Annotated in this window: 10 protein-coding genes; 8 read left to right on the top strand and 2 right to left on the bottom strand. The window is 58.2% G+C overall.

Annotation, left to right across the window (positions count from 1 at the left end):
• Positions 1-47 precede the first annotated feature (47 nt).
• The 4 genes from ABD890_RS10210 to ABD890_RS10195 all read left to right on the top strand — a co-directional run bounded on the left by ABD890_RS10210 (position 48) and on the right by ABD890_RS10195 (position 4,425).
• Positions 48-1,196, top strand: coding sequence for a type IV pilus twitching motility protein PilT (locus ABD890_RS10210; protein WP_345088451.1), 1,149 nt, complete (start codon positions 48-50; stop codon positions 1,194-1,196).
• 80 nt (positions 1,197-1,276) lie between these two features.
• Positions 1,277-2,977, top strand: a complete 1,701-nt coding sequence (locus tag ABD890_RS10205; RefSeq protein ID WP_345088449.1) for an ATPase, T2SS/T4P/T4SS family — start codon at positions 1,277-1,279, stop codon at positions 2,975-2,977.
• An 83-nt stretch (positions 2,978-3,060) separates the two neighbouring features.
• The gene (locus tag ABD890_RS10200) at positions 3,061-3,630 is read left to right on the top strand and encodes a hypothetical protein (protein ID WP_345088447.1); all 570 of its coding nucleotides are present in this window, start codon (positions 3,061-3,063) and stop codon (positions 3,628-3,630) included.
• Between the two features lie 42 nt (positions 3,631-3,672).
• A complete protein-coding gene (locus tag ABD890_RS10195; RefSeq protein ID WP_345088445.1) occupies positions 3,673-4,425 on the top strand; it encodes a DUF4190 domain-containing protein in 753 nt (250 codons plus the stop codon).
• Between the two features lie 99 nt (positions 4,426-4,524).
• On the opposite strand, the gene ABD890_RS10190 is transcribed toward ABD890_RS10195, so the two are convergent.
• Positions 4,525-5,478 (bottom strand): sugar phosphate isomerase/epimerase family protein, encoded by a 954-nt coding sequence (locus tag ABD890_RS10190; protein WP_345088444.1) that lies wholly within the window; start codon positions 5,476-5,478, stop codon positions 4,525-4,527.
• Between the two features lie 214 nt (positions 5,479-5,692).
• On the opposite strand from ABD890_RS10190, the gene ABD890_RS10185 reads away from it, so the two are divergent.
• From ABD890_RS10185 to ABD890_RS10170, 4 genes are all read left to right on the top strand, one after another.
• Positions 5,693-6,526, top strand: coding sequence for a TerC family protein (locus ABD890_RS10185; RefSeq protein WP_345088442.1), 834 nt, complete (start codon positions 5,693-5,695; stop codon positions 6,524-6,526).
• A gap of 155 nt (positions 6,527-6,681) precedes the next feature.
• Positions 6,682-9,447: a DUF1553 domain-containing protein gene (locus ABD890_RS10180; protein WP_345088440.1), complete on the top strand. Its 2,766-nt coding sequence runs from the start codon at positions 6,682-6,684 to the stop codon at positions 9,445-9,447.
• Between the two features lie 84 nt (positions 9,448-9,531).
• Positions 9,532-11,001 (top strand): DUF1501 domain-containing protein, encoded by a 1,470-nt coding sequence (locus tag ABD890_RS10175; protein ID WP_345088438.1) that lies wholly within the window; start codon positions 9,532-9,534, stop codon positions 10,999-11,001.
• 133 nt (positions 11,002-11,134) lie between these two features.
• The gene (locus ABD890_RS10170) at positions 11,135-11,407 is read left to right on the top strand and encodes a hypothetical protein (protein ID WP_345088436.1); all 273 of its coding nucleotides are present in this window, start codon (positions 11,135-11,137) and stop codon (positions 11,405-11,407) included.
• A gap of 220 nt (positions 11,408-11,627) precedes the next feature.
• Here ABD890_RS10170 and ABD890_RS10165 read toward each other — a convergent pair whose 3' ends face one another.
• Positions 11,628-12,788 (bottom strand): TlpA family protein disulfide reductase, encoded by a 1,161-nt coding sequence (locus tag ABD890_RS10165; protein WP_345088434.1) that lies wholly within the window; start codon positions 12,786-12,788, stop codon positions 11,628-11,630.
• Positions 12,789-12,858: the final 70 nt, after the last annotated feature.

Raw genomic sequence — 12,858 nt, 5'->3', positions numbered from 1 at the left:
AACTAAAGGGCTTGCCCTGCTTTTCAGGAACAGAGGGATAAAGAGTCATGGCTGAAATCGACGCAGCGATAGCCGAGAAGTTTCTCGGTGCGGATAAAGAATACGAAGTCGACAAGATCTTCCGGGCTCTGGTCAAGTTGGAAGGTTCTGACTTGCACATGAAGGTGGGGCGTCCGCCGATCGTCCGCGTGAACGGCACGTTGCGGAACTTGAACCGGGGACCGGTCGAGGCCGAAGAAATGCTGCGGCTGCTGTGGCCTCTGCTGGACGAACGTAACACGAAGATCTTCCAGGAAAATGGCGGGGCCGACTTTGCCCATACGGTCGACGTCGATGGCGAACGCTGGCGTTTCCGTGTGAACATGTTCACCCAGCTGGGTAACGTCGGGCTGGTGGCTCGTCGTATTAACAACTGGATTCCGAACTTCGAAGGGCTGAACCTGCCGCCGGTGATGGAAAGCCTTTGCAAGTTCGACCAGGGGATGGTGCTGCTGGCCGGGGTGACCGGTTCCGGTAAGTCGACCACCATTGCGTCGATGCTCAACTGGATCAACCGCCAATACTCGAAGCATATCCTGACGCTGGAAGACCCGATCGAATTTGTCTACACCGAAGACAAGTGCTTGATTAATCAGCGCGAGATCGGGCAGGACGTGAAGAACTTCGAGATCGCGATGGGGCACGCCGTGCGTGAAGACCCCGACATCATCCTCATCGGTGAAATGCGTGATCAGGAAACATTCCTTACGGCGATTCACGCGGCTGAAACGGGGCACTTGGTGTTCGGAACGATCCACGCTTCGAGCTCCTCCAGCACCATCGGTCGTATTCTCGACTTGTTCCCCGAAGAAATGCATGGCTCGATTCGTAGTGCCATCGCGTTCAATATGAAGGGGATCGTCGCCCAGAAACTGCTCAAATCGATCAAGCCGGGCGTCGGCCGAGTGCCCACCGTCGAGATCATGACGATGAATCCAACCGTCCAGAAGCTGATTCTGGAAGGGAAAGACAGCAAGCTGCCTGACGCGATCCGCATCGGTAAAGACGACGGCATGCAAGACTTCACGATGAGCCTCAAGTCGTTGATCGACAAAGAACTGATCGATCGCGAAACCGCTTTCGCCGTGGCACCAAACGTCGAAGCGCTGAAGATGGCACTCAAAGGCATCAATGTGGCACAACCTGGGATGGTTTAATGCGAAGATTCGCTCTACTGGCTTTTTGCCTTCTTATGCTAGCGCTCGCTTTGAGTTGGGGTGGTTTCGAGCCCGAACTCTTGGCGCAAGACAAAACCTCCGTCGCGACGCATCCAGAGAAATACAAGTTCGCCGAACAAGAGTATGACTACATCAGCCCCTTGAAGCTGGTGCCGGTCTTTCTGCTCTTCTTCCTGTGGGTCTTCACGACCGACTGGGTCGGCCAGGACTGTATCGATCGGAAGCTGTCGCAGCCGGCATGGGTGATGCCCAACACGTTGATCTTCGCGATCACGTTCTGGTGGCTATGCGCCTCGGTACCGTTCTTCCTCGGCTATTTGCTGGCGATCGCGGCGTGGGGCGTGCCATTGATGTTGTACATCAAAACCCGCAACGCCCTGGTCGATCCGCACGAGCGGGTGATGACCAAAGATCACATCCGCTTCGTCCTGGCCAAGATGTCCGGCGGCAAGATGCAAGCCGAAATCAAGGATGCGTGGGCTGTTGGCCCGCAGATGGAAATCAAAGCTCTCGGCGCTGCCGACGAAACGAAGAACACCGAGAACTTGTACACGGCTCGCAAGATGCCGGACGCTTACGTCTGGGTGAAAGAGCTGATCGCCGAGATGGTCACGCGACGGGCCTTGAAGGTGATGATGGACTACACCAAAGACACGGTCGCCATGCGTTACCAGATCGATGGTGTCTGGCTGGCAGGCGAGAACCGCGATCGTGAATCGAGCGATCAGATGCTGGCCGTGCTGAAGCTGCTGTGCAACTTGAACCCGAACGAACGTCGTGCCCGTCAGGCCGGCGAGTTCTTCGTGAAGTACGACGGCAAGAAGTTCAACTGCGACATGATGTCGCAAGGAACGCAGACCGGTGAACGCGTGATCTTCCATGTGCCGGTTTCGCTCGGCAAGCTCGAGACGCTCGAAGATCTCGGCATGCGGGAAGGCATGATTCAGGAAGTGAAGGGGCTGATGGGCGAGCAGAACGGCTTGTTCGTCTTCGCCGCGCGTCCTGAAGGTGGTTTGACGACGCTGACTCGCGTCGGGCTTTCTTCCACCGACCGCCTGATGCGTGACTTTGCCGGGATCGAAGCGAAGAGCTCGCGCGAACCGGAAATCATGAATGTTGCCATCAAGATGTACGACACGGCCGCCGGTGATAAGCCGGAAGAGATGCTGGCCGGTGTGATCCGCAACCAGCCCGATGCCCTGGTCGTCCGGCGGATTGAAACTCCGGCGATCTTCAACGTGTTGCTGGAACAAGCCAACGACAAGCGTATCTGCTTCACCAGCATCAACTCGAAAGAAGATGCGGCCGAAGCGGTGCTGCGATTGTTGTCGCTTAAGGTACCGGCCGACGAATATGCCAAGGCGCTGCATGGCGTGCTGTACATGCGACTCTGCCGCCGATTGTGCAAAGGCTGCCGCGAAGAGTTCGAGCCAAGCGTGCAGTTGCTCAAGCGATTGGGCATTCCGGCCAACAAGGTCGAGAAGTTCTATAAGACGCCAACACCTCCGGGACCCGATGATCCGAAGAAGCCCCCGTGCGAGCTTTGCGGTGGCATCGGCTACCATGGCCGCGTTGGTATTTTCGAGTTGATGAAGGTGAATGAAGGGGTTCGTCGCGCAATCGCCAAGACGCCAAAGCTGGAAGCGATTCGTGCCGCCTCGAAGCAGGCCGGCAACCACACGTTGCAGGAAGAAGCCATTCGGTTAGTGGCCAGCGGGGTAACCTCGCTGGAAGAGATCAGCCGCGTCTTCAAAGAGTAAGCGGTGTTATCGTTGGGAACGGCCGCTGCCGGCATTCCCTTTCGCCTCTGCCGACTATCCATCCAAGAATCGACAACAATACCATGTACTCGTTTGTATTCTTCTTTCTCCTGCCGGTCGTGATCTTCGCGGTGGCGTGGAGTCAGTGCTTTTGGACGAACCTGATCAACGGTCTTTTGATTGTTCTGTCGAGCGCGTTGGCATTTAACTATGCCCAGTTGCTGGCCGATATGATCAACAAGCAAGCCCCGGAATGGAGCGCCTTCACCGAGTTCGGAGTGATGTGGCTGTTGTTCTGGATTATCTTCTCGTGCTCGAAGTTCCTGACGATGACCTTGTCCAAGTACCCGGTGCGGTTTGGTGGCAAGCGTGATCCCTGGTTCGACTTCATCGGCTGCGTGTGGGTGATGAACCTGATGTATGGGTGGATCTGCTTCACCTTCTTCGCGTCCCCCATCGGCGATCCTGGTTTCATCAACATGATGGCCAGCCGCGGCACCCCGACCAACATGATGGGCATGATGTATGGCGCTTCGGTCATCGGGTTGCCATCGCATCTGGGGATGACCGGCAGCCAGCCGTTCGATCCAACCAAGTGGGCCAAGAGCCGCCTCGAGCGTGCCCGAGACGAAGTGAACAACGTCTCGAAGTAAGTTTGAATCGCGACGTTTCTTTTCTCTTTCGATACAAGTTGCATGACCGAGACCACCGAGCATTCGACCGAGTCCCGTTTTTCGGCTGAAAACGAAGACCTGCTAGAGTACCGCGAGCTAAGCCGCCTGGCGATTGCCGCGATGGTGCTGGGCGTTCTTTCGGTGCTGTCGATTTTCACGCCAGTCCTCTGGATCTTGCCGGTCCTGGCAATCATCCTCGGCCTGGTCTCGTACTTTCAGATCACCAGGTCGGAAGTGCTGACCGGCAAAGGGATGGCCCTGGCCGGTATCGGGCTGGCCGCCATCTGGCTGGGCATTGGCGTCACCCAAGGTGTTGTTCGCGACCGGATCATGCGCGAGAACTCACGCGTCCTGGCCCAGGCCTGGCTCGACATGATGCTGGAAGGGAAGATCCTGGAATCGCATCAGCTCACCCTCTCGCCCCAAGGCCGCCAGCCGGCGAGTGCTTCGCTGGAAGGGCACTACCAGAACGATCAGCTCCAGAAAGAGAGCCTCGAAGGGTTCAAGTCGCAGGAGTTCCTCGAGAAGATTCAGGCCTGGAACGGTGGTCCGCTCGAGTCGAAGTTTGTCGCCGACGAACCAACCACGCATGACGAGACCGTCTATTACGGTCGCCATTTGTTCGATGTGATTGACAAAGACTCGGGCGAACGGCTCTGGCAGGTGCAAGTCATGATGAAGCGTCAGGCCGGCTTCGGCGAAGAGCAGAACGTCTTTCACTGGGTCGCGGGTTCGGTCTCGGTGACGGAAACCTATCCGGCCGCCCGCAAGTAACCAGCGGAACAAAACCCACGCCGGAACCTTCCCACAAAAAAAGGTCCGCCGCCAATCTTGGCGACGGACCTTGTTCGTTTCTTGATGCAGCCAGTCCGCTTAGCTCAGTGCCGACTCGACGCTTGCCTTCATCTTGTCGAGACCTTCTTTAGCGACTTCCAACGCATCGCGCTTCCAGTACTCAGGGTTGAACAGTTCCAACGAGAAGACCCCCTGAAAGCCATTGCCGACCAGCGTCTGGATCATCGACTTCAGCGGAGCGACGCCATCGCCAGGGAAGACGCGGGCACTGTCGTTGATCTTGTCACGCGGCGGCTCGGCCGGGTAATCGTTCATGTGGAAGACCGGGATCACGCGACCGCTGATCGCTTCCAGCCCGCTGAACGAAGAGCCACCTTTATAAATGTGATACACGTCTGGCATCATGCAGGCACTCGGGTGATTCGCTTCGGTGACGACCATTGCGACTTCGCCCAGACGGTTCAGGTTCGTCGAGAAGCCCCACAGTTCGAGCTCGGGCACCACGCCGGCCGCGTCGCCGACTTGCAGCAGGGCGTTGTAGCGCTGGGCGACTTCCAGCAGATCGAGCTTGGGGCCATTGGTGGCACCAGCCGGAGGGGCCGCGATCCGCGTTCCACCGATGCTCGCCACCAGGTCCATATCACGCTTGGCGGTCTCGAGACCTGTCTTGCGTTTCTCGGGGTCGTCGACGATCCACTGAGCGAAGCCAATCGCACTTTCGACCTTCAAGCCAAGGTCGGCGATCCGCTTGCCGAGGTCGTGCAGGCTCTTGCCGGAATCTTTGTAGTCCTGAATCTTCGAGATCCATGGCTCGATGCCGGTGTAGCCTGCCTTGGCGGCGATTTCGACCTCTTGTTCGATTGGCAGGTTCTGGCCACGGATCGTGCTGGTGTTAAAGCAGTAGCGGAGCTTCGGAGTCGACTGGTCGGCGGCGGAAGCTGTCGTCTGACCGACCAGCCCGGTGCTAAGTGTCGCGAACGCGGCTGCTCCGGACATAGAAAGTAGGTGTCGACGATCAATAAACGAGCTCATGGGCCGAAGTCCTCAGGTGGGAAGGAATATGCAGGTCGATTCATTGTGCTTGCCTTCAGGGCGCCACGCAACGGCGGAAAGTGCCAATTTCTCTCGGGAAAACGGCATGGTTGGCGAGTTGGCGGTGGGGTATGATGCGACTGACAATCAGGTATTGCCCGTCTGAGATTTCTGTCGGTTTTACACCGCATTTGGATACCCAAAGAGTAGCACCATGTTGGAAGCGTTGATTGCGGTCGTAGCCTTGGCGGCCATGGAAATCGTTCTTGGCATCGACAACATCGTGTTCATCGCGATCGTTTCGGCTCGGCTTCCGGAAGAACAACGCTCTGGGGCCCGTCGCTTGGGCCTGCTGGCCGCTTTGGTTTCGCGCATTGTGCTGCTGTTCGGTATCTCGTGGATCATGAGCCTGGACGAGCCGTTCTTCTATTGGACGTCCTTGCTGGGCGATATCGAGTACCTGCAGCATCACGAATCGATCAATGCGATCTCGGTCAAAGACCTGATCTTGCTGGTGGGTGGCTTGTTCCTGATCCGGCATAGCGTGATCGAAATTCACGAGAAGCTGGAAGGGGAAGAGCACGAAGATTCGCAAGAAGAGGTCAAACACGCCACCTTTGGCCGCGTGATCTTCGAGATCATGTTCCTCGATATGATCTTCTCGCTCGATTCGGTGATCACCGCCGTCGGGATGGTGCAGAGCGAAGTGACCGCCTTCGGCGTGACCTTCTCGGGGGTTTGGCTGATGGTGATTGCCGTGATGATCTCGATTGGCGTGATGATGACCTTTGCCAATTCCATTTCCGAGTTCGTCGAGAAGCACCCAACCATCAAGATGCTGGCCCTCAGCTTCCTGATCTTGATCGGCGTGATGTTGGTGGCCGAAGGGGCTGGCACGCACTTCGATAAGGGGTATGTCTACTTCGCGATGGCGTTTGCCCTGGTGGTCGAGTTCCTCAACTTGCGGATGCGAAGTGTCAGCCGCAAGCCGGTCGAACTCCGCCAAAAGAAGGGGACTAGCGCAGTGGGGCCTGCGGAGGGCTCTTAATCGGATCTTCTACCCTGAATTTGGGGGTAATTTAAGGTCTCGCTCTGGCAAATCCACTTGGCCCTAGCCAAGCCGTTACGGTAGAATGGAGGGAGCACGAAATTTCGTGTTCCCGCCTATTTTTTACCCCCACCTACCAGCAGCGTTACGAATCTATGCGAATTATCGCGTTGTCACTGGTCGCTACGGCGACGATGTGCCTGCCTGCCATCGCATTGGCCGAGACCAACTTCCCCCCTGAGCATGTCGAGTTCTTCGAGAAGTCGGTGCGCCCAGTGTTCATGAAGCATTGCGTCAGTTGTCACGGCCCTGAAAAGCAAGAGGCTGGCCTCCGCCTCGATGCGCGCTCGGCGATCCTCAAAGGTTCCGACTCCGGCAAGGTGGTAGTGGAAGGGAAGCCAGACGACAGTGGTCTGGTGCAAGCCATCCGTTACGAAACCTACGAGATGCCGCCTGCTGCCCAGATGCCTGCCGAAGAAATCGCGGCGGTTGAAAAGTGGGTGAAGCTGGGGATGCCTTGGCCTGAAGAAGACGAGGCCCTGCAGCCGATGTCGTTCGACGATCGGTTGGTTAACGATAAACAGCATCATTGGTCGTTCCAGCCAATCCAGGATCCGCCCGCTCCGGAAGTCTCGGGCGATTGGGCCCACAACGAGATCGACCGATTCGTGCAGAAGCGCCTGGCCGAGGCCGACCTGGCACCTTCCAAGATGGCCAGCCGTCCGACGTTGATCCGTCGTGCCACCTTCGATCTGACCGGCCTTCCGCCGACCCAGGCCGAAGTCGATGCGTTTGTGAACGACGAAAGCCCCGACGCCTTCGCCAAGGTGATCGATCGCTTGCTTGCTTCGCCGCAGTACGGTGTGAAGTGGGGACGCAACTGGCTGGACGTCGCCCGTTACTCTGATACCCGGGGTTACTTGAACGACGGCCAGGATCGCCGCTTTCCGTATGCCCACGCCTATCGCGACTACGTGATCGACTCGTTCAATCTCGATACGCCATACGACGAATTCCTGAAGGAGCAGTTGGCTGCCGACTACTTCGCCGAAGAAGGAGACCGCCGCCTGGCAGGGCTCGGGCTGATTCGTATCGGTCGCCAGTTCCTCAAACATCAAGACACCATCGACGACCGCATCGACGTCGTCACGCGTGGCGTGCTCGGGCTGACGGTCAGCTGTGCCCGTTGCCACGACCACAAGTACGACGCGATCAGCATGGCCGACTACTACGGCATGTATGGCATCTTCGATCAGATCAACGAAACGATGCCGCTGGTCGGTCCGATCGACGCGCATCCGCAGTACCCAGAATTCAAGCAGAAGCTGGACGAACTGCAGAAGGAACTCGACGAGCACAACACCAAGGTCGAGACCGCCGTCCGGACCGAATCGACGACCAACTTCTTCGACTTCGTTGTTCGCGCCGTCTCGAAGAAGCAAGATGTCGAGATCGCCAAGTACGAGCAAAACGAACTCGATCAAAAGAGTGTGCGTCCGCACTTGGTCAACAAGTGGAAGCAGTTCGCCGACCGTCTGTGGAAGCCGGAAGATCCGATCTGGGGTCCACTGTGGAAGGCCCGTGATATGGGCGAAGAAGCGTATGCCGAGCAGCACGAAGCGCTGCTGGGTGAATGGACCGGTGAAGGAAGCAAGCTGAACGAAGCGATCCGCACCGCCTTGGCCGAGAAGCGTCCTGCCACGCTACCAGCCCTGGTCGATACCTACGACGAACTGCTCAAGCCGCTGGGGCAATCCTATCGCGAAGCAGGCTACAACAAAGATGCCGTTAAGCCGGAGGGCCCGACTGCCGAGATTGCCAAGTCGCTGCTGGGTCGGTTCTCGCCGATCGTGCTCGACGACAACGACGTTCGCCGTGCCGCCTATACCAGCGAGAACAACCACAAGAAGAAGCTGGAAGGCAAGATCCGAGGTCACGAGATCGACGCCGCCGGTTCCCCTCCACGAGCGATGGCCGTCGCCGAACGTGAGAACGTTAGCGATCCGGTCATCTATCTGCGCGGCGACCCAGGTCGACGTGGCGACAAGGTGAAGCGTCAGTTCGTTCGCGTGCTGGACGAATCGGAACCGCAGATTTACACCAAGGGCAGTGGCCGCTTGGAACTGGCCGAAGACCTCGTCTCGGCCGACAACCCACTCACCTCGCGCGTCATCGCGAACCGAGTCTGGATGGGGCACTTCGATCAGCCGCTGGTGCTGACTCCTGGCGACTTTGGTGTTCGCAGCGATCCGCCTGCCAACCCACAGTTGCTGGACCACCTGGCCAGCTACTTGCAGAAGAACGATTGGTCGCTGAAGAAGCTGCACAAGCACATCATGCTGTCGGCAACCTATCAGCAGTCGAGCGAAGACCGTCAGGATGCCCGGGCCAAAGACCCCGAAAATCGTTTGAACTGGAAGATGAACCGTCGCCGGTTGACCTTCGAGGAAATGCGAGACGGCATGCTGTCGGTCAGTGGCAAGCTTGACGAGTCGCTCGGCGGCCGCGCGGTGAAGATCCTCGACGATCCGTTCCCGCCACGCCGCACGGTTTACGGGTTTGTCGATCGCCAGGACCTGCCGAACTTGTACCGGGCGTTCGATTATCCGAGCCCCGATGCCACCAGCCCGGAACGTTCCAAGACGAGCGTTCCGCAGCAGGCGTTGTACCTGCTCAACAGTGCGTTCGTGCAGCGTCAGGCCGCCGCGTTGGCCAAAGACCTCGAAAAGAACGACCAGCTTGATAACCAGAAGAAGCTCCAGCAGCTTTTCCATGCGGTGCTGCAGCGCGGACCGCGACCAGACGAAACCGAGTTGTTCCTGGCCTATGCCGAGAAAGCTCCGAACAATGGAGACTGGACCGCTTGGGATAACATTGCCCAGGTCCTGCTGGTTTCCAACGAGTTCATGTTTGTCGATTAACGTTCGCCGCGACGAAGGGTGCTCCTGCTGGCACCCACCCACTTTGTCAGCAGGCGACATCGCAATTGAAATCGAAAGATCACTATGAACAGCCAATACTCACATCATCCAGAAGCTTGCCACAATCGTCGCGATTTTCTGACGCGGATGGGAACCGGTCTCGGCATGATGGGACTGGCCGGTATGCTCGGTGATGAAAAGCTGCTGGCCGCCGATGCCGAGTCCGCCGCTCAGGCCAGCTCGTATGGCAATCCACTGGCTCCCAAGTCGCCTCACTTCCCAGCCAAGGCGAAGCATGTCATCCACTTGTTCATGACCGGTGGTCCTTCGCACGTCGATACCTTCGACCCGAAGCCGCTGCTGACCAAGTACCATGGCCAGCCACTGCCAGGGGGCGAGAACCTCCGTACCGAACGCAAGACGGGTGCCGCGTTCGCTTCGCCGTTCAAGTTTCAGAAGTATGGCCAAAGCGGGATTGAAGTCAGCGAGCTGTTCCATCACACGGCTCAGCACATCGACGACATCGCCGTCATTCGTTCGATGCAGGCCGAAGTTCCCAACCACGAACCATCGCTCGGTTTGATGAACTGCGGTGCCTCGGTGGCGGTCCGTCCTGCCTTCGGTAGCTGGCTGACCTATGGCATGGGGACGGTCAATCAGAACCTGCCTGGCTACGTGGTCATGTGCCCACACGGCTATCCGACCAAGCAGACCCAGAACTGGCAGTCGGCCTTTCTGCCGGGCGTCTACCAGGGCACCTACGTCGATACGCGTTACACCGAAGTCGAAAAGCTGATCGAGAACGTCAAGAACTCGCATCTGCCGCTCGACCAGCAGCGCGAACAGGTCGACCTGCTGCAGAAGATGAACTCGATGCATCGTCAGCAGCGCGGATTCGATCCGGCCCTCGATGCCCGCGTGCAGTCGTTCGAGCTGGCCTATCGCATGCAGATGGAAGCGACCGACGCGTTCGACGTGACCAAGGAACCAAAGAACGTCCTGGAAGCGTACGGCGATGGCATCCAGGCCCGCCAGATCCTGATCGCTCGTCGCCTGGTCGAACGAGGTGTGCGGTTTGTCCAGGTCTTCCACGATCAAGGGCAGCCATGGGACAGCCACGACGACCTCGAGAAGTCTCACCGCCGCCTGGCGGGTCAGTGCGACAAGGCGATCGGGGCGCTGATTGCCGACCTGAAGCGACTTGGCTTGTTCGAGGAAACGTTGATCCTGTGGGGTGGCGAGTTCGGTCGTACGCCGACCGTCGAACTGCCGAAGCCTGGCTCGAACGCCGGCAAGATCAACGGCCGCGACCACAATCACTACGGCTTCACCTGCTGGCTGGCAGGGGGCGGTATCAAGGGTGGCCAGGTCTACGGATCGACCGACGAAACGGGCTTCAAAGCGGCCGAGAACCCGGTCCATGTCCACGACCTGCACGCGACCATGCTGCACGCGTTGGGCTTCGATCACAAGAAGCTGACGTACCGCTATGCTGGCCGCGACTATCGTTTGACCGACGTTCATGGCAACGTCGTCCACGAGCTGTTGGCGTAATCGCGAATCGGCTTTCCGGCACTGCCACGCTCTTGGAAGGCAGTGCCGAGCCAACCGGTCGCGAACCGATTGCCGTGCGGCGTGTCTTGTCGGGGATTGTTGCTTTCCCGGTTCTTACCAAGGCCCCTAAGTCATGGCACGATGCGAACTCTGCGGCGCCGAGGCGTTCAACGATCATCATCTGATCCCGCGGCATTGCCATCGCAAGTCGTGGTTTAAAAGCCGATTCAGCAAAACGCAGATGCAGCAGACGATCGATGTCTGCGCGATGTGCCACCAGATGATCCATCACCTGATTCCGGACGAGAAAGAATTGGGTCGCCAGTACAACACCATCGAGACGTTGTCGGCTCATCCAGAGATGGAGAACTATCTTACCTGGAAGCGGAAACGGGTCCGCTGTTAGAAGCTGCGAGTTGCAGCGAGTGTTTCTTTCTCGAAGCAGCCACCGAGGACGCAGAGGGCACTAAGGGGGAGACAGCCGTGTGGCTGGCGACGATCAGACTGGTTGGCCTGATCTATCGTTCGACACAAGACCGCCGGATACGCTCTGCGTTCTGGGAGACTGTTCCGGGAGAAAGGGTTCCACACCGCGCCCGCCTAAGCGGCAGCTACAGGGCGACGGGCTACGGTGTAGAGTCCTTTTCTGCTTCCTTCAAATTCGGGGCTTCCACGTCGGGAAACATCTCGGCCAGTAGTTCGGCCAGCTTCTCGCCGCGGGCTTCGGTATCCAAGACAATGCCATTCCGATCGACCAGGATCATTTGCGGAATCGCGTTGATGCCGTAGTAGACGGCGTTCTCGTCACGGAAACCTTTGTAGTCGTCTCCTTCGGCGTTGCAGACGACAATCCAAGGGAGCTCGCGCTGCGACACGAAAGTGTCGACAATCGATTTGGTATCGTCCAGGCTGATGCCGACCACCTCGAACCCGTGCGGGTGATAGGCGGCGTACAGCTTCTTCAGGTCCGGGAATTCGCCGATACATGGGCCACACCAGGTCGCCCAGAAGTCGACCAGGACCACTTTGCCTTTCAGCGAGGCGAAGTCGAGGTCTTGGCCATCCAGCTTCTTGCCCACCACGCGGATCGGATTGCCGACCAGGTTGATGCGGCGCGAGAAGCCTTTCAGCTCTTCGGCGATGGCCTGGGCCTTTTCGTCGGACGATTCAGCAAAGTGCGAAGCGAGGCCATCGGCAATCTTGGAGGCGACCGCTTTGTCGGACACGATGCTCAGGTTCTTGGCCAGCGTCGTTGCCAGTCGCGTCGACAAAGGTCCGACCGGCATCGCTTCAATCTCTTGCTGCTTCTGCTGCAACAACTCGGTCCGGGCATCGGCGTCCAGCGAGCGAGCCAGCAGCAGTTCCAGCGTCAGTTGGCCGTCGACCGCTTCGGTCTTTACGGCCAGGTCTTCGTGCTGGGCGTATTTCTGCAGGTCTTCTTTCAGCAGGTCGACGCTATCCTTCTCGCCCAGGTTGGCGAGCGTCAGGCGAAGCGAGAACCGCATCCAGACCATCTTCTTTTTCAGCTCGGCGTCGGAAGGCATCTCCCAGACAACATCCATCATCTGGATGCCCTTCAGCAGACGCTCGTTGGCCGGTAGCGGATTGGATTGATCTCGCATGAAAGCGTCGGTCTGCTTCCAGCCTTCTTCGGCGTTGGCTGGGGCGAACGTGGTTTCCGCGGGCTGGGTCGCCGGGTCGGCATCTTTCGCGTCGTCAGCAATTGCCGGAGCAATTACCGCCAGGGAAAGAACCAATGCGACCGAAACCTTCCACCAAGCTTTCATCCACCTCTCCTCAGTTCCTAGCACTGTGTGATGGTTCCCAAATTCGTGGAAATCCATGCCTGCGGTTCTA

Origin of the sequence: Bremerella cremea (assembly GCF_039541315.1) — a bacterium.
Classification (GTDB): Bacteria; Planctomycetota; Planctomycetia; order Pirellulales; family Pirellulaceae; genus Bremerella; species Bremerella cremea.
This window is presented reverse-complemented; position numbering and strand designations above follow the sequence as displayed.

Excerpts from the sequence above, each read along its gene's own strand:
- ABD890_RS10170 (WP_345088436.1), top strand. The coding sequence starts at position 11,135 with ATGGCACGATGCGAACTCTGCGGCGCCGAGGCGTTCAACGATCATCAT.
- ABD890_RS10190 (WP_345088444.1), bottom strand. The coding sequence starts at position 5,478 with ATGAGCTCGTTTATTGATCGTCGACACCTACTTTCTATGTCCGGAGCA.
- ABD890_RS10175 (WP_345088438.1), top strand. The coding sequence starts at position 9,532 with ATGAACAGCCAATACTCACATCATCCAGAAGCTTGCCACAATCGTCGC.
- ABD890_RS10195 (WP_345088445.1), top strand. The coding sequence starts at position 3,673 with ATGACCGAGACCACCGAGCATTCGACCGAGTCCCGTTTTTCGGCTGAA.
- ABD890_RS10200 (WP_345088447.1), top strand. The coding sequence starts at position 3,061 with ATGTACTCGTTTGTATTCTTCTTTCTCCTGCCGGTCGTGATCTTCGCG.
- ABD890_RS10210 (WP_345088451.1), top strand. The coding sequence starts at position 48 with ATGGCTGAAATCGACGCAGCGATAGCCGAGAAGTTTCTCGGTGCGGAT.
- ABD890_RS10180 (WP_345088440.1), top strand. The coding sequence starts at position 6,682 with ATGCGAATTATCGCGTTGTCACTGGTCGCTACGGCGACGATGTGCCTG.
- ABD890_RS10165 (WP_345088434.1), bottom strand. The coding sequence starts at position 12,788 with ATGAAAGCTTGGTGGAAGGTTTCGGTCGCATTGGTTCTTTCCCTGGCG.
- ABD890_RS10185 (WP_345088442.1), top strand. The coding sequence starts at position 5,693 with ATGTTGGAAGCGTTGATTGCGGTCGTAGCCTTGGCGGCCATGGAAATC.